The 24707-nt window shown below is 63.6% G+C and carries 16 protein-coding genes; 11 read left to right on the top strand and 5 right to left on the bottom strand.

Annotated features, from left to right (window positions below):
• The 4 genes from I7X09_RS28715 (at position 1) to I7X09_RS28700 (ending at position 5472) form a co-directional block, all read left to right on the top strand.
• A complete protein-coding gene (locus tag I7X09_RS28715) occupies positions 1-2535 on the top strand; it encodes an ABC transporter permease (protein WP_095972859.1) in 2535 nt (844 codons plus the stop codon).
• 68 nt (positions 2536-2603) lie between these two features.
• The gene (locus I7X09_RS28710; protein WP_020970172.1) at positions 2604-3050 is read left to right on the top strand and encodes a hypothetical protein; all 447 of its coding nucleotides are present in this window, start codon (positions 2604-2606) and stop codon (positions 3048-3050) included.
• 107 nt (positions 3051-3157) lie between these two features.
• Positions 3158-4333 (top strand): acyl-CoA dehydrogenase family protein, encoded by a 1176-nt coding sequence (locus tag I7X09_RS28705; protein ID WP_007736177.1) that lies wholly within the window; start codon positions 3158-3160, stop codon positions 4331-4333.
• Between the two features lie 8 nt (positions 4334-4341).
• The gene (locus I7X09_RS28700; protein ID WP_200314855.1) at positions 4342-5472 is read left to right on the top strand and encodes an acyl-CoA dehydrogenase family protein; all 1131 of its coding nucleotides are present in this window, start codon (positions 4342-4344) and stop codon (positions 5470-5472) included.
• 57 nt (positions 5473-5529) lie between these two features.
• On the opposite strand, the gene I7X09_RS28695 is transcribed toward I7X09_RS28700, so the two are convergent.
• A complete protein-coding gene (locus I7X09_RS28695; RefSeq protein WP_200314853.1) occupies positions 5530-6876 on the bottom strand; it encodes a DUF5691 domain-containing protein in 1347 nt (448 codons plus the stop codon).
• A gap of 104 nt (positions 6877-6980) precedes the next feature.
• On the opposite strand from I7X09_RS28695, the gene I7X09_RS28690 reads away from it, so the two are divergent.
• Together I7X09_RS28690 and I7X09_RS28685 are read left to right on the top strand one after the other, a co-directional pair.
• Positions 6981-8192, top strand: a complete 1212-nt coding sequence (locus I7X09_RS28690; protein WP_095972855.1) for a hypothetical protein — start codon at positions 6981-6983, stop codon at positions 8190-8192.
• 136 nt (positions 8193-8328) lie between these two features.
• Positions 8329-9099 (top strand): hypothetical protein, encoded by a 771-nt coding sequence (locus I7X09_RS28685; protein ID WP_095972854.1) that lies wholly within the window; start codon positions 8329-8331, stop codon positions 9097-9099.
• Positions 9100-9101: 2 nt separating this feature from the next.
• Here I7X09_RS28685 and I7X09_RS28680 read toward each other — a convergent pair whose 3' ends face one another.
• Positions 9102-10049, bottom strand: coding sequence for an aldo/keto reductase (locus tag I7X09_RS28680; protein ID WP_200314851.1), 948 nt, complete (start codon positions 10047-10049; stop codon positions 9102-9104).
• A gap of 183 nt (positions 10050-10232) precedes the next feature.
• Here I7X09_RS28680 and I7X09_RS28675 point away from each other — a divergent pair, with 183 nt between their 5' ends.
• Genes I7X09_RS28675 through I7X09_RS28665 form a run of 3 tightly spaced genes read left to right on the top strand, consistent with a single transcriptional unit; the run spans position 10233 to position 15054 of the window.
• Entirely contained in the window at positions 10233-10658 is a 426-nt protein-coding gene (locus I7X09_RS28675; protein WP_095972852.1) for a hypothetical protein, read from the top strand.
• Complete coding sequence (locus tag I7X09_RS28670; protein ID WP_200314849.1) at positions 10658-14761, top strand: cation-translocating P-type ATPase; 4104 nt, start codon at positions 10658-10660, stop codon at positions 14759-14761. Before I7X09_RS28675 ends, I7X09_RS28670 begins: the two co-directional genes overlap by 1 nt.
• Before the next feature lie 11 nt (positions 14762-14772).
• Entirely contained in the window at positions 14773-15054 is a 282-nt protein-coding gene (locus I7X09_RS28665; protein ID WP_095972850.1) for a hypothetical protein, read from the top strand.
• Between the two features lie 68 nt (positions 15055-15122).
• Here the strand turns inward: I7X09_RS28665 and I7X09_RS28660 are convergent, their stop codons facing one another.
• Entirely contained in the window at positions 15123-20606 is a 5484-nt protein-coding gene (locus I7X09_RS28660; protein WP_200318134.1) for an ATP-binding protein, read from the bottom strand.
• A 508-nt stretch (positions 20607-21114) separates the two neighbouring features.
• The gene (locus I7X09_RS28655; protein ID WP_234036749.1) at positions 21115-21885 is read right to left on the bottom strand and encodes a hypothetical protein; all 771 of its coding nucleotides are present in this window, start codon (positions 21883-21885) and stop codon (positions 21115-21117) included.
• Positions 21886-22101: 216 nt separating this feature from the next.
• Here I7X09_RS28655 and I7X09_RS28650 point away from each other — a divergent pair, with 216 nt between their 5' ends.
• Positions 22102-22833, top strand: a complete 732-nt coding sequence (locus I7X09_RS28650; protein ID WP_200314846.1) for a GNAT family N-acetyltransferase — start codon at positions 22102-22104, stop codon at positions 22831-22833.
• A gap of 53 nt (positions 22834-22886) precedes the next feature.
• Entirely contained in the window at positions 22887-23861 is a 975-nt protein-coding gene (locus I7X09_RS28645) for a sigma-70 family RNA polymerase sigma factor (RefSeq protein WP_003945115.1), read from the top strand.
• Positions 23862-23932: 71 nt separating this feature from the next.
• Here I7X09_RS28645 and I7X09_RS28640 read toward each other — a convergent pair whose 3' ends face one another.
• Positions 23933-24343, bottom strand: coding sequence for a VOC family protein (locus tag I7X09_RS28640; protein ID WP_003945103.1), 411 nt, complete (start codon positions 24341-24343; stop codon positions 23933-23935).
• Positions 24344-24707 lie beyond the last annotated feature (364 nt).

Raw genomic sequence — 24707 nt, 5'->3', positions numbered from 1 at the left:
ATGGCTTCGGTAAGTAACTCGCCGATGCGCAAGGTTTCCCTGCGCAACTTGGCGGCACACAAGGTGCGACTTGCGCTGACGGTTCTGTCCGTGGTGCTGGGCACGGCTTTTGTCGCGGGTTCGTTCGTTTTCACCGACACCCTCCAGAAGACTTTCGATTCGATCTTCGAGAACACCGCCCAGGGCGTCGACGTCCGGGTATCGATGGAAGAGCGCAACACCAGCGGCGTTCCGGTCGAGGATGTCGACAAACTTGCCGCAGTCGACGGTGTCCGAGCGGTAGCTCCGGCCGTCAGCGGGCAGATCGTCCTGATCAATGCAGACGGCGGCGCTGTTCAGACCGGCGGCGCGCCGAGTATCGGTCAGTCCTACCTGCCGCCCGGCCAGGCGATTGCCGAACCCGACACCTTCGTCGAAGGCGCGCCTCCGACGCAGACCGGCCAGGTGGCGCTCAACACCAGCGCCGCCGAGCGAGCCGGGCTGAAGGTGGGGGACTCCGCCAAGGTTCTGGCACCGGCCCGCGGAATCGTGGACGTGACGTTGTCCGGCATCTACGAGGGCGCCGGTAGTGACACCGGTGGATTCATCGGCGCGCTCTTCACCGACGAGCAGGCCCGTGGACTCTTCACCGACGGCCAACATGTCGAGTACATCGACGTCGCGGGCAACGGCGTGTCCCAGACGGAACTGCAGCAACGCGTCGAGCAGGTTTTCCCCGATCTCAAGGTGCAGACCGGTGACGAGGTTCGCGAGGAAACCAAGGCGGAGGTCGACTCGGCGCTGAGCTTCATCAACTACTTCCTGTTGGCGTTCGGTGCGATTGCTCTGCTCGTCGGCACGTTCATCATCTACAACACCTTCTCGATGATCGTGGCCCAGCGCCTTCGTGAGCTGGCGCTGCTGCGTGCGATCGGTGCGAGCCGGGCGCAGGTCGGCCGCTCGGTGGTCACCGAGGCGCTCGTGGTCGGACTCATCGGCAGCATCATCGGTCTGCTCGGCGGCATCGGTCTCGCCTACGGACTGCGCAGTCTGCTCAACACGTTCGACGTCGGTCTGCCCGAGGGCCCGCTCCAGGTGGGTGCCCGCACGATCATCGTCGCGTTGGTGGTCGGCGTCGTCGTCACGACGCTCAGCGCTTATGCCCCGGCTCGTCGTGCGTCGAAGATCCCGCCGGTAGCGGCCATGCGTGAGGAGTTCGCCTCGACCGGCGACTCATTGCGGGTGCGGACGCTGATCGGTGCGATTCTCGGCGTGATCGGTGTGGCACTGCTCGTATTCGGCTCTCGCGGTACCGGTGGCGGCGCGGCTCTGATCGTCGGGCTCGGTGCGTTCTCGTTGATCATCGCGGTTCTTCTCGGTGCTCCGGCCCTGTCGCGGCCGATCGTCGGCGCGCTCGGTGCCGTGTTCGCCAAGCCGTTCGGCGCCATCGGGCGGCTGGCTCGTACCAATGCAGTGCGCAATCCCCGCCGTACGGCTGCAACGGCATTCGCGTTGACTCTCGGTCTGATGCTGGTGACGGTCATCGGAGTGTTCGGATCTTCGGCCAAGGCGAGCATCAATGCTCTTGTGGACGTGGGTGTCTCGGCCGACTACATCCTGACCGGCCCCAACGCGATCGGCGTGCCGCGGGGTGCGGCCGACGCAGTCCGACAGGTGCCCGACGTGCAGAGCGCGACGTCGTTGCACGGAGTGCGTGCGAAGGTCGACGGCGAGGACGAGCAGGGCGCTTCGTTCGACGGACCGATCGAAGGCGTGCTCGAGTACAAGATTCTCGAGGGCACGGTCGATCTGACCGGCAACAACATGCTCGTCTCGAAGTCGACTGCGGACGACAAGGGTTGGACTGTGGGCTCGACTCAGACGTTGACCGGTCCCGGCGGCGTCGAGTACCAGACGGTTGTCGCGGGAGTCTTCGAGGACAACCAGCTGATCGGTTCGTGGATCGTCTCGGACGAGGCGTACCGGAAGCTGATGCCGGCGGAGAGCCTGCCGGACTTCGTGGTGCTGGTGAAGGCGCAGCCCGGCGCGGATCTGACCACGCTGCGATCCGAACTCGAAACGGCCACGGAGAAGTACGTCGTCGTCCAGGTGCAGGATCGTGAGGAGTTCAAGGGAACTCAGGGGCAACAGATCAACACGTTGTTGGCGATCCTCTACGGACTGCTTGCACTTGCGGTCGTGATCGCAATCCTGGGCATCATCAACACCTTGGCGCTGTCGGTGGTCGAGCGGCGACGAGAAATCGGAATGCTGCGAGCCGTCGGCATGCAGCGCGGACAGATGCGGCGAACGATCTATCTCGAATCGGTGCTCATTGCGGTGTACGGCGCAGCGGTCGGAGTTGTTCTCGGCATCGCGTTCGGTTGGGCTTTCGTGAGCACTCTCGCGGATCAGGGCCTCGACAAGATCACGATCCCGTGGGGTCAGGTTGTCGGGATGCTGATCGGCTCGGGTGTGGTCGGTGTGTTGGCCGCACTGTGGCCGGCCAACCGAGCGGCCAAGACGAAGCCGCTGGAGGCGATTGCAGATATGTAGGGCCTTCGGCCCCCGTGCGCACTTTCGGCAGCGGAAACACCCGAAAGTGCGCACGGTACCGTTGCCACATGAGCACCCTTCAAGAAGTCGGCGAACGTGAATCCTGGCGCTGCTGGCTGTGTGACGAACCGGTCGATCCCGACATGTCCGTCAACGATCCGCGCGGCCCGAGCATCGACAGCATCAACACCGCGAAAAAGGGTGGCAAGACCAAAGGTGGTGTCGAACGCTTGGCGCACCGCGCATGTAACACCAAGAAGGGTGCGGTCAAACCTGTTGTGGAATGGCCGGATCGGTTGTTCGTCGTGGATCCCGCTCCGATCATCGGGGTCGTCGAGCAGCTCGAGCGCAAGGGTGGTCGCGTCGCCGTCGCTCGTTGCCCGGGCAAAGACGATGCCCAGGAAGCGTCGGACTGGTTGATCGACCGGTTGTCGCGACTGGCTCCGTCGCTGAACGTCGAGACGAGCATCGACGCCGCGGGCGGGGGTTACCTGTTGGTCCTCAAAACCGTGTAGCAACTCGGCCCTGAGTGCCGTCTTTCGCGGTACCTGTTCCGCCTCCAGGATCGTCGGGGTACGGTCGAACCGAACATGAATCCGGTTTCGAGTGCGAAGGAATCCCGATGAACCTGGCATTGACCGACGAGGAACTAGCGTTCCGCGACGAGATGCGGACGTTCTTCCGTACGCAAATCCCCGCGGACATCAGGGAGGCGTACGCCCACGGCGAGGAATTGGGGCGCGACCGTATGGTCGAGGCGCAGCAGATCCTCAACGCTCACGGTCTGGCGGTACCGCACTGGCCGGTCGAGTGGGGCGGCAAGGACTGGACCCCGGTCCAGCACAACATCTGGCTCGACGAGTTGCAGCTAGCGTCGGTCCCCGAACCGTTGGCATTCAACGCCAACATGGTTGGTCCGGTTATCGCGGCCTTCGGCTCGCAGGAGCAGAAGGAGAAGTTCCTTCCGGCCACTGCGAACCTCGACATCTGGTGGTGCCAGGGATTCTCCGAGCCCGAGGCCGGCTCCGATCTCGCGTCGCTCAAGACCCGCGCGGTCCGCGACGGAGACGACTGGGTCATCAACGGTCAGAAGACCTGGACGACGCTGGGACAGTACGCCGACTGGATCTTCTGCCTCGTGCGAACCAATCCCGATGCGCCGAAGCGTCAGGCCGGCATCTCGTTCATCCTTGTCGATCTGAAGACGCCTGGCGTCACGGTCCGCCCGATCAAGCTGATCGACGGCGGCTACGAGGTCAACGAAGTGTTCTTCGAGGACGTCCGTGTGCCGGGAGAGAACCTGGTCGGTGAAGAGAACCAGGGCTGGGGCTACGCCAAGTTCCTGCTCGGCAACGAGCGCACCGGTGTCACGCGCGTCGGTTTCTCGAAGGTTCGGCTGGCACAGGCCAAGGCCCGCGCTGCCGAGGTCAAGGTCGGTAACGGAACACTGCTCGAAGATCCGCTCTTCGCCGCCCGTCTCGCCGAACTCGAAAACGAACTGCTTGCTCTCGAGCTCACTCAGCTCCGGGTGGTCGCCAGTTCCGCTGACGGCCAGCCGAACCCGGCGTCGTCGCTGCTGAAGCTTCGTGGCTCCGAATTGCAGCAGGCGAGCGTCGAACTGCTGATGGACGTGGCCGGCCCTGATTCACTGCCGTACGACGCGGGCAGCGACATCGCCTCCGCGAGCTGGGCGCAGCACACTGCCCCGACGTACCTGAACTACCGCAAGGTATCCATCTACAGCGGATCGAGCGAAGTGCAGCGAAGCATCATCGCCTCCTCGATCCTCGGATTGTGAGGCGTGGCATGGACTTCGAACTGAACGACGAGCAGAAGCTTCTCCGCGACACCACCAAGGACCTCCTCGCGCGTAGCTACGACGCCGAGAAGCGCAACGCGATCATCGACTCCGATCCAGGGTGGAGCCCGCAGGTCTGGAAGCAGTTGGCCGAGGTCGGCCTGCTTGGCCTGACGTTCTCCGAGGACGACGGCGGCATGGACGCGGGCCCGGTGGAAATCGGCGCGGTCATGACCGAGATCGGTCGACGCTTGGCACCCGAACCGTTACTCGACGCGGTCGTGACGCCGGGCGGGCTCATAGCCGAAGGCGGCAGTGCAGAGCAGCGCTCGTCGATTCTTCCCGGAGTGTCCGAGGGCGCCACGTTCCTCGCCTTCGCCGATCAGGAACCCGGAATCCGTTGGCCGGCAACCGAACGGGCCACCGCGGCGGCCCAGGTCGACGGCGGCTGGACCGTCACCGGCATCAAGAATCCGGTCGGGCACGGCGCGACGGCGGACATCCTCGTCGTGAGCGCTGCGCTCCCGGATGGCGGCGTCGGACTGTTCCTCGTCAAGAGTGATGCCTCGGGCTTGGTACGCAAGTCCTTCGCCACTCACGACGGTTTGCGCGGGGCGCAGATCGAGTTCACCGATACTCCGGCCGAAGCGCTCGGTGAGGGCGGAGACGCTTCCGCGCTGATCCAGGCCGCACAGATCCGTGATCAGGCTGCTCTGTGCGCCGAGGCTGTCGGAGCAATGGAAGAGGCGCTGCGTCTGACCACCGAATACCTCAAGACGCGTAAGCAATTCGGTGTTCCGCTCGCAAAGTTCCAGACATTGACGCATCGTGCCGCCGATCTGTACGTCTCGCTCGAGTTGGCGCGCAGCATGAGTCTGTACGCAACGATGTCCCTTGCCGACGGCGTCGTGGATCCGGTGATCGCTTCGCGGGTGAAGTTGCAGATCGGGCGTTCGGCTCGGCTCATCGGTCAAGAGGCCATCCAGATGCACGGTGGTATCGGAATGACCGCCGAATACCCGGTGGGTCATTACGTGAGTCGCCTCGTCGCCATCGAGCACACCCTCGGCAGCACCGAAGACCATCTCCGGGTGTTGGCCGCCGGCGTGGCTGATCACGAGATGGTCAGCGTCGTCTGATCTTTCACGATCGACAGAAGGGTCGCATTCCGTTCGCGGAGTGCGACCCTTCGTCGTTCAGCGGTGAGAGCGTAAGACGTCCAAGCGGAGTCGACGCTGCTCGATGTTGACCGCACTGTCGGTGAACGCTTGTTGCCAGCCGGGGTCGCTCGTTCTGGACGCGGCGCTGCGGAGCAGTGGTATCGCCTCGAAAGGGAACCGAGCCTGCACACTTCGCAGGGTGGAGAAGTGGCTGTGCCGCGAGTGGATGCCCAGGTCCTCGCCTGTCGCGGCGTGCTCCAACGCCTCGTTTTCCAAGGCATTCAACAATTTTTCGGCGACGGCCAGCGGCCATGGACGGTCGATGCCGTCGAGGAGTGCGCTGCCGTCGACTCCCAGAAGGTACTCGTCCGCGTGTCCGGCGACTATGTACTCGACGCGCTCGCGTGGGTCGGCGATGGCGACGATTCTCCGGTCGGTCGTGCGCCCGTCCCTCTCCAGGAAGGCCGAAGCCCACGCTGTGTTCTTCTGGAGAACGGTTGCAGCAGTCCATGATTCGATCATCACGTCACGCCATTGTTTCTCGATGGGGATAGTGAGGGCGTCGCGCGGTGAACCGGCCATCGATTCCCACAGCGTCAGCGGAGTTGCAGTCACGACTTGGCGCAGCCACCAGCGCCGGATTCCCTTGTTCTTGTAGTGGACGTCTTCGATGCCGTCACGAAATGCGAGGTCGTCGAGTGAACCGGGCAAACGGACGGCCAGGCGCGGTCGCAACGGTTTCGTCTCGAGCCGCACCCAGGACCGAGCCCGAGTGACCATGCGAGAGGCGAACGGTGATCGGGGGAGTTGACGTAGTAGTTGAATTGCGCGCTCACGGACCCGCACGGCTGGATCGTCGAGTGCGCGTTCGAGGATGGTGTAGTCGTGTTCACCCAGTCCGACGTCGAGATGATCGAGGAAATGCAGGCGGTTTGCCGTGGGCTCGTCGTCCCAGGCGATCTCGAGTTCTTCGCTCGCCAACTCCGGGTCGACCGTACGTATGTAATCGAACCAGGCGGTCCGGTCGTCCGGATCGGGCGAGAGCCACAGCTCGTCCCGGCGGGACCCGATCCGCCGGAGCTGGGCCCAGTCCGGATTCTGTTCCGCCAGGTACTGCCCCCGTCGACCGGCGAGGCGAAGGAGCGCCTCGCGGTGCTCGGGATACTTCAACGCGGCTTCCATGAAGAGCGGAACACTGGCCGCGGGCGCGAGGAAACTGTGTCGGTCGGCCAGTGCGAACCATTCCGCGAGAGTCCAGGAACGAACGTGCAACAAGGACTGAAGTTGTTCGATGGCGAGGTCGGGAAGTAGCGGTTGAACCGCTGAAGCAGTCGCTGATGCGCGCGAGTGACCTGCGTGCGCGTCTGATCGCAGGGAGGTCACCCGCCTACGGTATGGCAGGGGTGTGTCGTGCTCGGGCGCAGGGGTCGGGCGCGTGTCGGCAGATTCTGGAACAGTGGTAACCGGCGACCACCAGGAGGCGTGAGATGACAGACGGAACTGACGACGTCTTTGTCGTGGCGTCGGTGACCGAACGCCGAACGCTTATCTCCACTCGGGTCAGGGAGTGGTGTGCGGCGGGGACCGTCGAGTCGAACCGGCCGGAGTTGTCCGATGACGTCGCACTGCTGATAGCCGGTGGTTATGCGGACGAGTCGACTCGGTCGATCCTGGCGAACCGTCGCAGTATCGGACGTTCGTTCCCGGAGATCGGCGGCTTCTCGGAGTTGCGTTATCTCACCGACGAACTTGCCCGCACCAGGCGTCGGCTGCTCGCGACCCGTATCGGCCCGGTTCAGGTTGTCCTCGACCGGCGGGTGCAGGCGCTCGAGAAGCGCGTTCAGTCGATGCGGTCGGCGATCGTGCACTCCAATCGCCACTTCGCGAGCAGCGTCCGTGCCATTCGCAAGGATCGCCGCGACGGACTGCATCTCGATGTGGAGCAACGTGAGGCTCTTTTCGCCGGGCTCACCCGCACCCCGGTCCCAGCCAAGCTGCCGGTGGGTCTCGGCGTCGTGGCCAGTAGCGGAAATGCTGCGCTCGACAAACTTGCCGCCCAGTTCGGGAAAGTTCAGGGAACCGGAGTCATCGCCGATGCCGGAAGACGCATCGCCGAGGTCCTCGACGGACTCGTCGATTCAGAACCCGAAGGACGCGCCGGTGAGTACGACGCCCTGCTCTACCTTGCCGGGAATCTGTTCGACCGGATCGAGAGTTCCAGCGCGTGGCATTCCGACCACTTCGTCATTCAACGCAACCAACTCGATCTGGCCGACGAGATCACCCAGATCGCGGTTGACACCGTCGCGCTGCGTTCGATTCTTGCGGAGTTGGACGACGCGGTTGCACTGGCACGCGACGAGGGAACCCGAGCCGGAATCGCTTCGCGCCGGGAAGCGCTCGGCGCGGTCTGGGACCAGTTGGTCGAGCGCGTTGCGGCCCTCGCGCGGATCGGTGACCTGGTCGCACGGGCCGAGGATCAGCTGAGTTCGCAGCGCGCGGTTGCGCATGCGGCGAGCCTCGACAGCCGGATCGACGACCTACTTGCGCGCTCCGGTTCACGTGAACTCTCGGCTGCAAACACGCACTACGTCGGGGACCAATTCGACGGTGTGGAAGAGCTGATGTTCGCTCACCGGGCGGCGCTTTACGGGGACATTGCACTGCTGACCTCTGGGAACGAGCGTCGGGCGCCGTAGTCAGGCCGTCGTCTGCGCTGTAAGGTCGAAGGTACTGACCGGCCACACGATCGAAGAACAGGCCGGGATTTCGTTCAATGCTCGACCCCGATGCCGATCCGGTGATGCGGGCGTACCCGCTCGAGACAGGTCGATCATGGAAGACACCGCAAGCCGCGGCATCAATGCGTTCATTTCCGAAGCTACGCAGCGTGGGGGCAAGGCTGTCCGTCTCACTCACTCGCGTCGTAACCCCGTCGAGGTGACGGGCGCAGACGGCATCAGCCGCATCGTTCGAGTGCGATCGAAGCTCGACGGAGACTGGCAGGCCAGGCGTCAGGACGAGTCGCTCGAGAGTGACGACACGCGCTCCGAGTTCTGGGTGTTCGTCGACCTGGCGGCCGATCCGCACGAGTTCTTCATGCTGCCCTCCAACGAGGTCGCCGACGACATCCGCGCCGAGGTCGATCTGTGGATCATGGACAGCCCCGGACGTAATCGCACCGGCCATCACGCGATTCCGCGTGGGCGCGTGGTGCACGGTCACGATCGCTGGGATGCGTTGGGTCTTGCCGCGGTCAAGGATCCGAGCATTTACGTGGAGGCCCCGGTTGCGACCAAGCGCAAGACGTCGCCGGTTGCCGCGAAGAAGCGTCGCGCCAGCGGTGTCGAGGAGATCGAAGTCGTCGACAATCGCCTCGAGATGACGGCCGATTGCCATGGCTACCGCTGGGTCGGACGTTTCGACGAAACCACCGAGGTCGTGGAGATCATGCGCGGACCGATGGAAGGCCGCCGATTCCCCGATCCGACGGCGGCCGCCAATGCCGTCACCGGTCACATCTCAGGCGACACCGAGAGCCATGACGGCTGGTCGTTTTGGACGATCAACAACACGGCCCTCGGCGCTCATCTCAAAACTGCCTGATCTCAGGCTCCGACCGCCGCCGACACTCGTTCGAGAGTGTCCAGTTCATTCGACGACAGCACGAGATTCGGGGCGTCCAGTAGCGCCGGGAGCTGCTCGGGCCGGCTGACGCTCGCGATCGGTGCCGTGATGCCCGGTCGAGTCAGCAGCCAGGCCAGCGCAACCGTCGAGATCTCGCTCTCGTGGGCCTGCGCGATTGTTGCCAGCTCCGCGACGACGTCGAGTCCGGCGTCGCTGAAGTATCCGGCGGTCAGTCGTTCGCGGGAGCTGCCTTCGATGTCCGCGCGGGTCTTGTACTTTCCGGTGAGGAAGCCGGAAGCGAGAGCGAAGTACGGGAAGACGCTGATGTTGTTGTCGGTGGCGATCTGCGCGAGTTCGGGTTCGTACGACTTGCGGTGTACCAGGTTGTAGTGCGGTTGCAGCGCGATGGGCGCGGCGTAACCGTTCTCTTCGGTGATCCGCAGCCACTCCCGGACTCGGTCGGGGCTGTAGTTGGAGATTCCGAGGTAGCGAACCTTGCCCGCGACGACCAACGCATTGAATGCTTCGAGAGTTTCCTCGAGCGGAGTCTGCGGGTCGTCGAAATGTGCGTAGTACAGATCGATGCAGTCCGTCTGCAGGCGCCGCAACGAAGCCTCTGCCGCGGCTGCGATGTTGTCTGCCTTCAGGCCCTTGAAATCGGGATGGCTACCCACCTTGGTGGCGACGACGATGTCGTTCTGCAGACCTCGGTCGGTGATCCATTTCCCGATGATCGTTTCGGATTCCCCACCGGAATTGCCGGGAGCCGACGCCGTGTACGAGTCGGAGGTGTCGATGAAGTTTGCACCGGCTTCGGCGAACGAGTCGAGGATCTCGAAGGACGTCTTCTCGTCTGCGGTCCATCCGAAAGGGTTGCCGCCCAAGCTAAGTCGGAAGACGTCGAGGTCCGAATTTCCGATGATCGCCACTGTGTGGAACTCCCGTCGATGAAGGTGGTCGCTGCATCCCGCACCGTACCCTCTCACGGCGCTGGCGATGGCGCGCCCTCGCCAGGTTCGGCGAAAAATGTATCGGATCGTGATTGCCGCCGTCAGCGTTGGGTATGGCCTCAAATACTGAATTCTTCGATGGACTGCTGATAGGAGCGTCCGATGATGATTGTGGACGAAGCCACCCGCGTGGTTCGTGGTGTGGCAGACGCAACGACGACGGTGGCCGGTGCCGTCGGTGGTGGAGTGATCGGTGGAGTGACAGGCGGGATACGCGGAACGGCGGAGGGCGTCCGAGACGGACTTCGTGCGGGTAGTTCCTCGACGCCGACCGCCGTTCTCACGATGGCCGCCGTCGGTGCGGCGGGATTGGTGGAGTGGCCGGTGGTCGTGGCGGTCGGCGGCACGGCCCTGCTACTTCACGAATGGGATCGTAAGAGCGGTCGGCCCGATCGTGAGGTCAAGGCGGTTGGCCGCGCGAGCAAGACGGAACCGGCGAAGAAGGAATCGAGCGGAAACTCGCACAAGCCGGCCAGTCGGTCACAGGATCGAACTCACAGTTCTTCGCACACGCGATCCACTCACTGATGTTCACAGCGATGGCCCGGCGAGCGGTGTCGGTGGCAACTTTGCCGCCGCGCCTGGCGTTGTCGGGTCTCGCGTTGGTCGGTGGTTCGACGATTCCGCGTACCGCTGTCAGTGACGTGGCGCTGCGGACCGGCACCCTTGCGCTGGCGGGCGTCGGGATGATTCCGGCAGCAGCGGGATCGATCCTTCGTGCCCAGCGAATGCCTGGTTCCGCCTATGTCTCGGCGGCGGCGTCGGCGATCAATTATCAACCCCGCGTGCGTCGGCGAATCGAACAGAGCCTCGGCCGTTCGCTCACCGACTTCGCGTTGGAGTCGGCGACGTCGTTCGCGGATGTTGTGACCTATGCGCCTGCATCGCTTGGCGTGGACTTCGGATTGCGGACGATGCTGCTGCGCGAAACTTTGGCAGTGCGCACCGCTCGGCGCGGGTGCTCACTCGAACCCGGAGTTCGCCATTCATCCGTGAGGCATGAACCGAGTGGTCCGGGCGAGCGTTACGCTGACAGGATCGCTGGGGTTCAACTGCTCGCCGGGGCTGCACTCGCGGCTGTGTCTGCCGGCGGTGACACCGTCGCGACGAGTATCAAGGTTTCGGCACCGCGGCCACTTCGGATCTCGCGCGAATCGTTCGCTGCTGGTTTGTCATTCGGTCTGTGGCGGACACACCACGTCGCCGTTTCGGATCCTGCCGCGCTACGCATGCTCGATCGTGTCGACACCGTTCTCGTCGATCCGAGCGTCCTCTTCGACGACGCGCTCCGGGTGTCCGACATACGAGGGGTGGCCGAGTCCGATCGCGTCGCGGTGTGGACACGAGCCAGGAAGGCTCTGAACGACGGAACTGTCGGGGCGGGACGCCATCGCATCGGCGGCGCGGACGTCGTCGTGAGACCGGTGCGAAAAGAGTTGGCGGAAACACTGATAGGCGAGATACGCACGGCCGGGGTCGCAGCCGTCACGATCGACGACGACGGGCTCGGATCACTCCGAAGTGGATTCGACGAGCTCTATCCGGCGCGGTCGACTCCCGAAGCCGGCCTGCGCGAGGCTCTCTCGGCATTGGTCGCCGAGGGCCGGACAGTTGCGGTCGTGTCGAGTAAGGCGATAGCGGGGCAGGCGGTGCTGCGTATCGGGATTGCGCCACCGAGCGGCGAGCACGTGAGCGCTGACATCCACACCGACTTGGCCGGGGCGTGGCGGGTGGTCCATGCGTTCCGCGCCGCCCGGACAGCGACGAGGCGCGGGGTCGAACTATCTTCGGGCTCTTCGGCATTGGGCGGCTTGATCATGCTTCCGGGAGTTCGAGGGGTTGGGCCGGGGCCCGTCACGGCTGGTTCCGCAGCGGGACTGTGGACGGGATACACCCTGTCCAGATCTGTGATTCATGCTCCCGTCCCTGTCGGTACTCCGAGCGATACCTGGCATGAGATGGACGGTGATGCTGTCCTTCACGAACTCTCCGAATCCGTCCGACGTACGCCGCGGCGCGCTGACGCCCGTGTGCGGGCGCCCGCACGCTTCAGGTTGATCCGTGACGGATTGTCGGCGTTGCGAACAGAATTGGCCGATCCACTGACGCCGGTGTTGGCCACCGGTTCTGCGGCCAGTGCAGTCCTCGGGTCACCAGTAGATGCGATCCTGGTCGGTTCGGTCTTGGTCGGTAATGCCGCGATGTCCGCCTTTCAACGTCTGCACTCGGAACGCGCAGTGCAGCGACTGTTGCAGATGCAGGAGCCGGTAGCTCGGCGCGTGACGAACGCCGGCACGGTCGAGACAGCGGCCGACGCGTTGGAACTCGGTGACGTAGTGGCCCTCGAGTCCGGGGACATCGTGTCCGCCGATTGTCGTCTGTTGAGCGCCGAATCGCTGGAAGTCGACGAATCGTCGTTGACGGGGGAGTCTCTGCCCGTCGACAAACAGACCGACCCGACCCCGGGGATGCCACTGGCCGAGCGAAGGTGCATGGTCTATGCAGGGACAACAGTGCTTGCCGGCTCCGGCCGTGGCGTGGTCACGGCCACCGAAGCCCGAACGGTAACCAGGCGCGCTGATGCCGGCGTGTCCCGATCCGGGCCGGCCGTTGGCCTGTCCAACAGACTGCGCGAGCTCACGAGGGCGACCCTGCCGGCCAGTATCGGCGGCGGAGCGTTGGTGACAGTGGCGGGTCTGATTCGTGGCACCGGTCTGCGCCGCGCAGTCACCGGCGGCGTGGCCGTGGCAGTGGCTGCCGTGCCGGAGGGGCTGCCTCTGGTTGCCACTCTGGCTCAGCAGGCAGCAGCTCGAAGGCTCACTGCAGCAGGCGTACTGGTTCGTGCTCCACGTTCCATCGAAGCGCTCGGCCGTGTCGACGTGGTCTGCTTCGACAAGACTGGAACCCTCAGCGAGAACAAGCTTCGCGTGGCCGCGGTCGAACGCGTGGACGGTTGGGACGAAGGTGAGATCTTGGAAGTTGCGGCGCGCAGTGCCCTGCGACGCCGGGATGATCGGGTATTTCATTCGACGGACGCCGCCGTCGTCGATGCAGCCGAGCAAGCTCTAGGCAATGCTTCGGTGTTCGGTGACGTCGAGGCGGACAGTCTCGTTCCGTTCAGGTCGGGGCGGCCGTACTCGGCAGCTTTGCTCGGTAGGCGGATCGCACTCAAAGGTTCGCCGGAGTTCGTGTCCGAAGCAGGACTCGATCCGATGGCTGTGTCGTCGAAGCACGTGCAGAGCATGGCCGGACGTGGGCTGCGGGTGGTTGCCGTCGCCCAGCGAGAGTTGTCGGAACACGATGCGCGACGCGCCGGCGAAGACTCGGAGTTTCTCGAACGGTGTTGCTCCGAGGGTTTGGAAGCGGTCGGCCTTCTCGGACTCTCGGACACGCTGAGACCCGAATCGACGCAACTTGTTCGAGACCTTCAAGGCAGCGGGCACCAAGTACGCGTGCTGACCGGCGATCATCCGACCACTGCGGCCGCGGTCGCCGCCGAACTGGGGTTGGACGTCGCCCGCGAGGATGTTGTCACCGGTCCGGACTGGGAAAACTTCTCTCGCGCCGAACGACGGGACGCGGTCCGCGGCAGCAGTGTCTTCGCACGCGTGACGCCCGAGCAGAAGGTCGAGATCGTGCAAGCGTTGGAGACCGACGGGCGGGTGTGCGCCATGGTCGGTGACGGCGCGAACGATGCCGCGGCGATCCGAGTGTCCAGTGTGGGAATCGGGGTGGCGTCGACCGACAGCGATCCGGCGCGCGGCGCGGCAGACATCGTGCTCCTCGACGGCCACGTCGGCGGATTGACCGACGCATTGGACGAGGGCAGTCAATTGTGGCGGCGGGTCAGATCAGCGGTGGGGGTTTTGCTAGGAGGCAACGCTGGTGAAGTCGCGTTTGCTTTGATCGGTTCTGCGTTGTCCGGCGAATCACCGCTCAACGCAAGGCAGTTGCTGCTGGTCAATCTGATGACCGATGCCTTGCCTGCTGCTGCGCTCGCGGTGAGCACCCCGTCCGAGAACGGATCCGACAAGTCCGAACAGATGGACACTCATGCGTTGTGGCAGACAATCGCTGTCCGCGGCTGTGCCACGGCCATCGGTGCGCTGGCTGCGTGGCTTCTGGCCCGGACGAGCGGCAGGAGGCGGCGAGCGTCGACGGTGGCGTTGGTTGCCCTGGTTGGTGCTCAATTGGGGCAGACGCTGCTCGAATCGCGTAGTCCGCTGGTGGTCGCCACCGTTGCCGGATCCGCTGCGGCGCTGGCCACCCTCGTCAGCACACCGGTGGTGAGCCAATTTCTCGGTTGTACGCCGCTCGGTCCGATCGCGTGGGGCCAAGCAGTGGGCTGTGCGTCGGCGGCGACGCTGCTGGCGGCGCTGGCTCCGCGGGTGTTGGAGCGGATCGCCGCACCTGAGGAAAACGCGGAAGGTCAGTCGACGATTCGCAAGACCCCGACGCGAACCAGCAAGGCGTACACCTCCCGAATCGGGGGAGTCAGCGCTCGCGACAGCGTGGAAATCAGCGAAGCGGAAATCAAAGAAGCGGGAACCGGTGAATCGGACACGCTTGTGAGCGTCGCTGTTGGAAGTGACACGTCGCCGAACTCCCGGGCGACCCGAGATGAATCCTGAGGAATCGTGACATGTCCCAGAACACCGTCGACCGCACGAACCCCGTCGATCACCGCGCCGTAGTGGAATCCGTCCGTTCGGCTCGGAGCTTCGAGTTGGAGCTACCGATCGTCGGTTCCATTCCGGTTCCGCCCCCTGAACAGATTGCCTATTTTGCGGTGATGGGACTGATGGTCGCCTTCGAGATCATCGAGTGGCCCGTGGCAGTCACCATCGCGGCGGGGCATCTGCTCGCAACAGAGCAGCACAATCATGTCCTCGAAGAGATCGGAGAGGCGCTCGAGGGCGTCTGACGCCAGCGCTGCCGGATACAAATCGAGCGACCCCGCAATTCGCGGGGCCGCTCGACGTGCGGAGAAACTTACTGCGCGAGTGCGCGCTTCATGCCGCGTTCGACTGCTGCGATGATCTGCGGACGCAGTTCTGCGGCAGGGACGATCTCATCCACCGAGCCGACCTCTCGGGCCCGCTGGATGTTGTGGATCGCTTCGAATTCGGATGCCACTTCGCCGAGCTTGTCGGAGCGGACGGCGATGCGCTGAGCGTTCAGTTCTACGCGCAGATGTGCTTTCTCCGTGTCGTCCTTGGCTGCTGCCAAGTCTGCCTCCAGTTGCTGCACCTTCGGATCGTTGTTGGTGCGGGTGTTCACCTCACGGGTGAAGACCACTGCGGCGGCGGGGGCGCCGCCGAGTACCGAGGCGAACGAACCTTCGACAGCAAGAACTTCCATGTTGTCGTTGAGCGCACCGGAGAACACGACGAACGCGCCGCCGTGGTAGCGGGAAACGACGCAGAACACGATCGGTCCGTCGAAGTTGACGATGGCGCGGCCGATTTCGGCGCCGTACTCGAGCTGGATGTTACGCAGCGACTCCGGGGAACCGTCGAAGCCGGAGAGGTTGGCCAGCACCACGATCGGACGGTTGCCGCTCGCAGCATTGATCGCGCGGGCAGTCTTCTTCGACGAGTTCGGGAACAGCGTTCCCGACGTCCAGGTGTCGGGACCGTCCGCGGGGAAGTGACCCTTGCGCGGGATCGCGCGGGATTCGATGCCCACCACTGTGACCGGATGTCCGGCGAGGTGCGCGTCCAGAACGACCGAGGTGTCGGCGCCGGCCATGTCGGCCCAACGCTCGAGAACCGAGTGGTCCTGGTCGACCACAGACCGCATCACGGTGCGAATGTCGAAGGGCTTCTTGCGATCCGGGTTCTTCGCCGAGGAGAAGATGTCGCCGACCGTCTCGAAGTCGCTCGACGGGTGCGTGTGCGGGAAGCTGCGCACGTCACGATCGACGGGGTCCGTGGTCGCTGCGCGACGCGGGAACCGTTCGCCGGGAGCGAGATACGAGTGTGCGTAGTGACGGAACAGGATCTCGCACGCCGCAGTGAGGTCGGGGGCCCAGTACTGCGCCTGGCCGTTGGGGCCCATGACGCGGTCGTAACCACCGATACCGAAGTTGTCCTCGGCCGACACACCGCCGGAGTAGTCGAGAGACTGCTTGCCGGTCAGCACCATCGCGCTGTCCGGGGTCATCACCAGAATGCCCTTGGTGTGCATCAACATGGTGGCTTCGGCGTTCCAGTAGGGCTGAGCGCCGACGTTGATGCCCGTGACGACGATGTTGATCTCGCCGCCGTTCTGGGTGAAGGTGATGATCCGGCGCAGGCCGCGGGAGACCCAGTCCATGTTTTCGGTGCCACTCTCCATCGAGATGGTGGCACCCGAGGACAGTGCGAACCACTCGACCGGAGCGTTCAACTTCTCGGCCAGGTCGATGGCAGCGACCACTCGTGAGCATTCGGCCTCGGCCACGGTACCGAGCGCCTTGGTGGGGTCACCGAAGAGCGCGACACGAGTCATTCCCTCGGGGTAACGTGGCGTCGGAGTGTTCACGAGGCCGACGACGATGCCGGCCTTGTTGAGTCCGTACGGACGCTCGACGGGCGAGAGGACGCCCGCTTCGTCGAAGTCGTGCTCGACGAAGGTGCCCTTGGTACCGGTCAGGAGCGGAATCAGTTCGTACGGGTACACGGTGCCGCGTGCCCGCGAACTCTGGACCTTCTGCGCGTACGCGTCGAGGGGGAGCAGCGGTTCGGTGGGCGGGCTTGTCTTGTTGATGACCACACCGGCACCTGCGCGATAGGAGAAGCGCAGCGCAACTTCCTTGGGGGAGCCACCCTTTCGGTCCTTCAAGCGGGTGATGAGCGTGATCTCTTCGAGCCCGGCGCCGACGGTCAGTCGGGCTGCGTTCTGAGCGATCACGGAGAAGCGTTCGCTGGGAACGTCTGCGACCGGCCACACGTAGAGCACGACGCGGTTGGCTGCCAGTCGACGCTTGTCGCCGCGCTGGCTCTGCGCACGGCGGATGCCGTCGAGGCAGGCAGCGAGCGTGCGCTCGATGGCCGGGAGTGCAACCATCTGACCTTCGTCGTCCAGTTGCGGTGTCACGTCACGGATTTCCGCGAGGGCGATCAGGCGCTCGTCCTTCGGGTTCTCCTTGGCGGAGAGGTGGAACAGGTAGGTGTTCTCCGGAGCCGGCAGACGCTTTCCGTTGAAGTTCTTCAGGCGCCACATGTCCAGTCGCTGACCCGTGAGCGGGTGCATGTCGCGGATGATGTGATCCTCGACCAGTTCGCCGTCGACCGGGCGGAAGGTGACCCACCTGACCGGATCCCCGTTGGGGTTGCAGATGATCACCGTGGCGCGTCGTGATCGGGTGATCGCCTCGTTGCGGGAGAGTTCGGTGCGCAGCGTCTCGACGAGAGCGTCGCCGTCAGCGGGCTGATTCGGCCAGTCGAGGTAGATGTCGACTACCAGGCCACGGCCCGACGGAGCATCCTGCGCGATCGTGGCGACATCGTCGAGAGCCGTTCCGAGAGCGTCGAATTCGGCCACCGTCGAGACCAGATGCAGCCCGTCGCCCTTGAGGTCGAAGTTGCCGGTCACGAAACGGCGGTCGACGTGCTCGAAAACGCGGACGTCTTCGAAGGAGTGAATCTTGTAGTAGCGACGCGTGATGACCTCGAGCAGAGGGCCGCCATCGCGGTTGCCGACGCCGATCTTTCGACCCAACAGGTCCAGGAGCGGTTCGGGAGTGGCGACGAGGTTGGCGATCCGCTCGTCGAAATCGGCAGCGTCCGGCTGTTCTTCGAGGTAGGCGAGATTGCCGCGTACTCCGTCGTAGACGTCTTCGCGAACCTTGCGGATGCGCGGCTCGTCGAAGAACCGGAAGCGAAGGTTACGGGCTACGTCTCCGATGACGGGGTAGCGGACCTGCGTCGCGACGATGAGTCGATCGAGGACCTCGTTGAGCTCCTGAGCCGAGCAACCGGGGGCCTTGTCGCCGACCAGCCAGCCTTCGAGAAGTGCTGCAATGACCGGGATCTGGGCTTCCATGCGCTGCAGTGCCAGGAAGAGTCGGTATACCGCTTCCTCGACGGCCTGGCGATCGTCCAGATCGGTGACGTCGTAGTGGCGAAGTGCCCGTTCGAGTCTCGTGCGGAACGACGCCGGCAAACCTTCGCGCTCGGAGTCGAGTGAGTGCAGGAAGGTGTGGAAGTGCTCGCGAGGGCTGTGGACGGATTCGTCCTTCGCCGACTCACCCGAGGTGGGCTTGTTGCGCGAGAGCTCGCAGATGTCGGCGAAGGTGGTCAGCACCGCAAGTTCGGCCTGTACCAGTTCGCGGTCCTCGGACTCGAGCGCGCTACGAAGTGCGTCGTACTCGGCGAGGACTGCGTTCGCGTGCTTGCCGCTGACGTCGTAGCCGCTGATCATCGCGGTCAACGCTTCGAGCTGCGCCAGCGCGTCGCCACGGGTGTCGGAACCGGAAGTTGCTGCCGGAAGATCGAATTCGACGCGCGGAGCCTTTTCGGTGACGGCTTCGTCGCTGATCTGGTCGACGCGCAGGAGCGGTGCGCCGGCATCGACCTGGGAGTTGACGGTAGCGAGGACCTCACGCACTTTGCCCGCGTACGGAGCGCGAACTGCGGTCTCCATCTTCATGGATTCGAGTACGACCAGGGTGGAGCCGGCTTCGACGTCGTCGCCGACCGCGACCGGTACTGCGACGACGACGGCGGGAGCGGGCGCACGGACCACGCCGGCGTCGTCCTGGCTGATCTGGTGGCTGATGCCGTCGACCTCGACGAGATAGCGCGCCGGGCTCACGACGGAAACGACGTGGAAGCGCCGATCACCGATCACCAGACGCGACTCGAAGTCACCGAGACGATCGACGTCGACCTCGATGTCGCCGGCGTCTCCGTCGACGCGGTAGCGGTGCGGGCCGATACGCCCGACGGTCAGCTTGTATGCCTGACCTTGATAGTTGAGCTCGACGGTACGGCCGATCGCGTGATTGGCGCGGGGACGGCCGCCACGTGCCGAGGCGAGGAAGGCCGCACGCTCGAGGGACTCCTCGGCGTCGTAAGCATCGATGGCGGTGGCGATCAGTGCGACGTCCGCGCGGCGAGTGGTGCCGGTGAGAGCGCCCGTGCGGTCGAGCCAGCCGGTGTCCGCGGATGCCGAGATGACCTCGTCGCGATCGAGTAGATCGAGGAGGAACGACTTGGTGGTGGTGCCGCCGTCGAGTACGACAGTGGTTTCACGGAGGGCGGTACGCAGACGCGCGAGTGCCTCGGAGCGGTTGCGGCCCCACGCGATGACCTTCGCGACCATCGAGTCGTAGTCGGGCGGAATGACGTCGCCCGCCGCGATGCCGGTGTCGACGCGGATGCCCGAGCCGAGCGGAAACTTCAGGAGCTGAACGGTGCCGGGCGCCGGCGCGAAATCGTTGTCGGCGTCCTCCGCGTTGAGACGAGCCTCGACGGCATGGCCGAACGCGGGCGGGCAGTCGCCGACCAATTCGTCACCGCTGGCGACGAGGATCTGCAGCTTGACGAGGTCGATTCCGGTGGTGACCTCGGTGATCGGGTGCTCGACCTGCAGACGGGTGTTGACCTCGAGGAACGTGAACAGCTTGTTCTCGGGCTGGTAGAGGTATTCGACCGTGCCTGCGCCCTGGTACCCGGCTGCCTTGACCAGTTCGGCGGACACCTTCTTGAGGTGGTCCGACTGTTCTTCGGTCAGCACGGGAGAGGCGGATTCTTCGATGACCTTCTGGTTGCGACGCTGAATCGAGCAGTCGCGAACGCCCGGAGCCCAGACATTGCCGTGGTTGTCGGCGATGACCTGTACCTCGACGTGGCGTGCATCGGTGACGAGGCGTTCGAGGAAGACGACGGGGTCGCCGAAGGACCGCTCTGCTTCGCCCTGCGTGCGCTCGAGTGCAACTTCGAGTTCGTCTTCGGCCCAGACCTTGCGGATACCGCGTCCGCCGCCGCCGCTTCGGGCCTTGATGATCAGGGGATATCCGATGGACTGAGCATGACGACGAGCGTCGGCGCGCGTTTCGACAGGTCCGCCGCTCCACGGGGCGACAGGTACGCCGACCTTCTCGGCCAGGATCTTGGCGGCAACCTTGTCGCCGAGCAGGCGCATCGCGTCGGCGCTCGGGCCGATGAACGTGATGCCCAGTTTCGCGACGATCTCCGCGAAGGCGGGATCCTCGGCCACGAAGCCCCAGCCGACCCAGACTGCGTCGGCCTTGGCTGCGAGGAGTGCTCGCTCGAGTTCGGCGTAGTCGAGGTACGGGCTACCGGTGCCGGTGCTGCGCAGGGTCACGCCCTCGTCGGCCTGGCGGACGAACATGGCGCGGCGCTCGGCCTCTGTGTGCAGTGCAATGACGCGAATGCCGTAGTCGTGTTCGGCGTTCAGTTCGCGTACAGCCCTGATCAGACGGACCGCGGCCTCACCTCGATTGACCACTGCGATTCGTTTGAACATTGTCACTGCCACCGTCCTTGATGAGATTCTTCGTCACGTACGTTGCGATATGAGCCGACCGTGTCCCACATACCCGGATTACCTGGTTCGTGAACTACGCCGCGATGCGCTGTGTTTCCCCCGGTTGCGCGTCGGCAAGTGATTGCCCATCCGGTTCGTAGAGTCCCCTGCGCTCAGGCACGGCGTGCCTTGTGTGCCACCCTGCAGGCGTGGACTCAGAACCGCTCCAATCACGAATCAGCAACATATTGTGTCTGCTTCCAGGGAATCCCTGGTTTATCTAAGAATGCAGTATGTCGACGCTCATGTCACCTGGGCGAATTGAAGAATATTAGTCAACGTGAACCACGGTTACACCTATGGCGTTAAATCACTGTGGCGCAATAGTATTGGGCTCTGTGATACGGATCACGATGGTAATGAAATTGGCAAGGAAGTGAATACCCACTGGTAACAAAATCGCGTATTCGGAGAATTCTCCCGATTGCTCGATTATTACTGATCGGTACTACTGGCGAGTATTTTTTACGTCCTGTCGGACCGTATTCGAGAAATCGCCTTCGATGGTCGCGATGTGCTGTGCGATCGCGTCGAGTCCTCCGGAAGAGAGCTGCAATGCGTTGCCGAGAGCAAGGGAAGTCCGCTTGAAGTGCTCCACAAGGGGTTCGTATTTCGTGACCAGTCTCAGTCTGTCGGTCTCGTTCAGGTACTTCACGCTTCCCGCGTTGTCGACGAAGTCGCTGAACTTCACGAGGAACACCGCGGGATCCTCGATCGCGCGGATGACGTGATCCTGGTAGCCGGTGGTGTTGTCGTGCGGGTAGTCGATTGGATTGGTCACTGCCTCAACAAGTTCGGAGATTCTGTGGCTGAAGTGCGAGGCGATAAGTGTTGACGCACGTTCTTGCGCCTCGGATGCGGACATGTCGTCCGCAGTCTGGCCGCCGAGGAGCGCGATGACGGCGTGTGGTCGGTCCTCGACCGTGTCGTGAAGCGCGGTTGCGCTCAGGATCTCGACGTCGGAGCATCCGTACCGAAGCAGCCGCAACACATTTCGAAGGGGATGAACGATGTAGGGATCCTCGTTGGATTTGATCCCGTTCTTTCTGAGCTGATCGAGATGCGCGAGGGTCGCGACCTCCATGGCGAGCCGCAGGGTTTCCCCCGGGATCGCCAGCTCGTCGACGGCGCTCTCGATGGCGAAGACCAGCGTCGCAGCGTCCATCTCCTTCAGGGGTAACTGTTCGAATGCAGATCTGATCGGGTCGGAGTTGCTCATGCCAAATAGCCTTCCGGTTGGTGAGGCGTCGCGACGAATGTCCTGGTGCGGATCTGCAATCGAGTCCTGATTGACGCCGGAAATACGGGCCGAGGTCAGAATCATCTTGATTCTATCCGGAGACTACGACAGCAAGTGTTCTTAGCGTTGTGATCGAGGTGGACGGGGAGTTTCGTTCGCTTCCATCACTGGCAGACATGGGTAGGAAGAGGTTCGATGACCACGGAGGCGACCCTGGCGTCGTTTGTCGAGACGGTTGACACGGATGTCGATACTCATCCACTGGACGACCCTGTGCGACAAGGACTTCGCGGACATCATGCGCAAATCGCTCGCTGGGCAGGGAGAGTTGCGCGATACGACCCGACAGTCGCTCCGTTTGTCGGTCATCCGCCCGAGTTGGACGCCGAAGACTGGGAGAACCTACTCACACTCGTAGGTCCAGGCGGCACAGTAGGTTTACGAGGATTTGATCATCACCCGCCGGAAGGGTGGCGCGTTGTGGATCAGTTCGGCTCGGTCCAGATGGACGGGTCCGCACTCGAAGTCTCCGTTGATCCGTCGGTCGAACTTCTCGGAACGGGTGACGTTCCCGAAATTCTGGCATTGATCGAGCGCACCAAGCCCGGACCGTTTCTTCCTCGTACCGTCGAGATGGGCAGCTACTACGGCATTCGCGTCGACGGAAGACTTGTTGCCATGGCGGGGGAGCGGCTGCACCCTCCGGGATGGACGGAAATCAGTGCGGTGTGCACTGACAGCGACTTCCGGGGTCGAGGCCTGGGTACGACGCTGATCCGTGCCGTCGCTGCCGGGATTCGCGAGCGCGGCGAGCTGCCGTTTCTCCATGCAGTGCAATCGAATACGAATGCGATCAGACTCTACGAATCGCTGGGGTTCGTTCTCCGGAAGAGATCCAGGTTGACTGCGGTGCAGGCGCCTGCCTGATCAAATTCTCGCCGACGCCTGTGTTTCGGGCTCTCGGCCACTAGTCTGAACAAATGACAGTCGATCAGGCGTTGGACAGTGATTTCCTCACTCTTGCCGATCCGTACCGCCGCGAGTTGCTGGCGCACTGCTATCGCATGATGGGGTCGATTCACGACGCCGAAGACCAGGTCCAGGAGACGTTCATCCGGGCTTGGCGCGGGTTCGACGGCTACAAGGGCCAGTCGTCGCTTAGGACCTGGCTCTACCGCATTGCGACGAATACCTGCCTGACCGCGCTGGAGGGGAGATCGAGGCGTCCACTCCCGACCGGCCTCGGCGCACCTAGTTCGGACCCGGCCGACGATTTGATCGAGCGCAACGAGATTGCCTGGTTGGAACCGATCGCGGATTCTGCGTTGGGCGACGTCAATGATCCCGCCGTAATGGTCGTCAATCGCGATTCGGTCAGGCTCGCGCTTGTTGCCGCTTTGCAGCACTTGTCCGCGCGCCAACGTGCGGTTCTCGTCCTGCGCGACGTTCTGCAGTGGAAGGCATCGGAAGTTGCGGAGGCCCTCGACACCACAACCACTGCGGTGAACAGCCTGCTGCAGCGGGCTCGCGCGCAGATCAATCACATCGGGCCCACTGAGGACGATCTCGTGGAACCGACTACCGAGGCTGCCCGGAAGTTGCTTCGCGACTACGTGCACAGCTTCGAGAGCTACGACGTCGAGGCCATCGTTGAGCTGTTCACGCGTGAAGCCATCTGGGAGATGCCTCCGTTCGAGGGTTGGTACCAGGGACCCGAGGCAATCGGGCAGCTCATCGGAACCAAATGCCCGGCCGACGGACCAGGAGCGATGCGTCTACTTCCGACCGCCGCCAACGGCCAGCCGGCGTTCGGCCTCTACATGCGCGAGCCCGATGGGGTTCACCGTGCTTTCCAGTTGCACGTTCTAGATGTCACCGAGTCCGGGATCTCGCACGTGACGTGTTTCTTCGATCTGAGTCTGTTCGCGCGGTTCGGATTGCCTGCAGAGCTGTAGGGGCAGGGAGTTGCGCGAGCCCTCCGGTACGGAGGACCCGCGCAGCTACTCGTTACGGCTGTTGCTCTGCGTTACTGCTGAGGAACAGTCGCAGCCGGGTCCATCCACATGACCTCCCAGACGTGATTGTCGAGGTCGCGGAATGCGCGTCCGTACATGAAGCCGTGATCCTGGGGCTCCATCCACTTGCTACCGCCGGCAGCAATCGCCGCATCGACGAAAGTGTCGACTTCCTCTCTGCTGTCGGCCGACACACACATCAGTGCTTCACGAGCTTTCGACGTGTCACAGATGTCGTCGGCGATGAAGTCCCCGAATCGCGGTTCGTTCAGGAACATGACGGTGGCGGAATCACTGACGATCATCGAGACGGTGTTCTCGTCACTGAACATGTCGTTGAACTCGAAGCCGAGCCCGCTGAAGAATGCCCGGGTAGCGGCGACGTCCTTGACCGGCATGTTGACGAAGAGAAGACGAGACATGGGTGCTCCTTGAAGTCGGTTGACTGATTACTGAACGCTTCGGTTCCTGTTGGTTCCTGCTCATACAGACCGCAGTGGGCGCAGAAAGTCATCGCGAGAAGCAAAAATTCGAGAAAAGTATCGGCTGTTAACCCGCGTCAGTGCTCTGACCTGGCGATTTGGTGTTGTGTTGATCTTCGCGTAACTTTGTCCAGGTCAGAGCGACACGGACACCGACTCCCACCTGCGAGGGTGAGTGACACGAGGTTGTACGCAGTGCCTGGCGAACACAATCCAGTTCGATTTCGACGGGGTTCCGGTTTGCGCCGGTGACTTGGTTGGGATAGGCTGGAAAAGTTGCCCCGGAGCGGCGGCCATAGGGTCG

The organism is Rhodococcus sp. P-2, assembly GCF_016598535.1.
Lineage (GTDB): Bacteria > Actinomycetota > Actinomycetes > Mycobacteriales > Mycobacteriaceae > Rhodococcus_F > Rhodococcus_F baikonurensis.
Note: the sequence above shows the minus strand (reverse complement) of the source record. Positions and strands in the feature narration are given on the sequence as shown.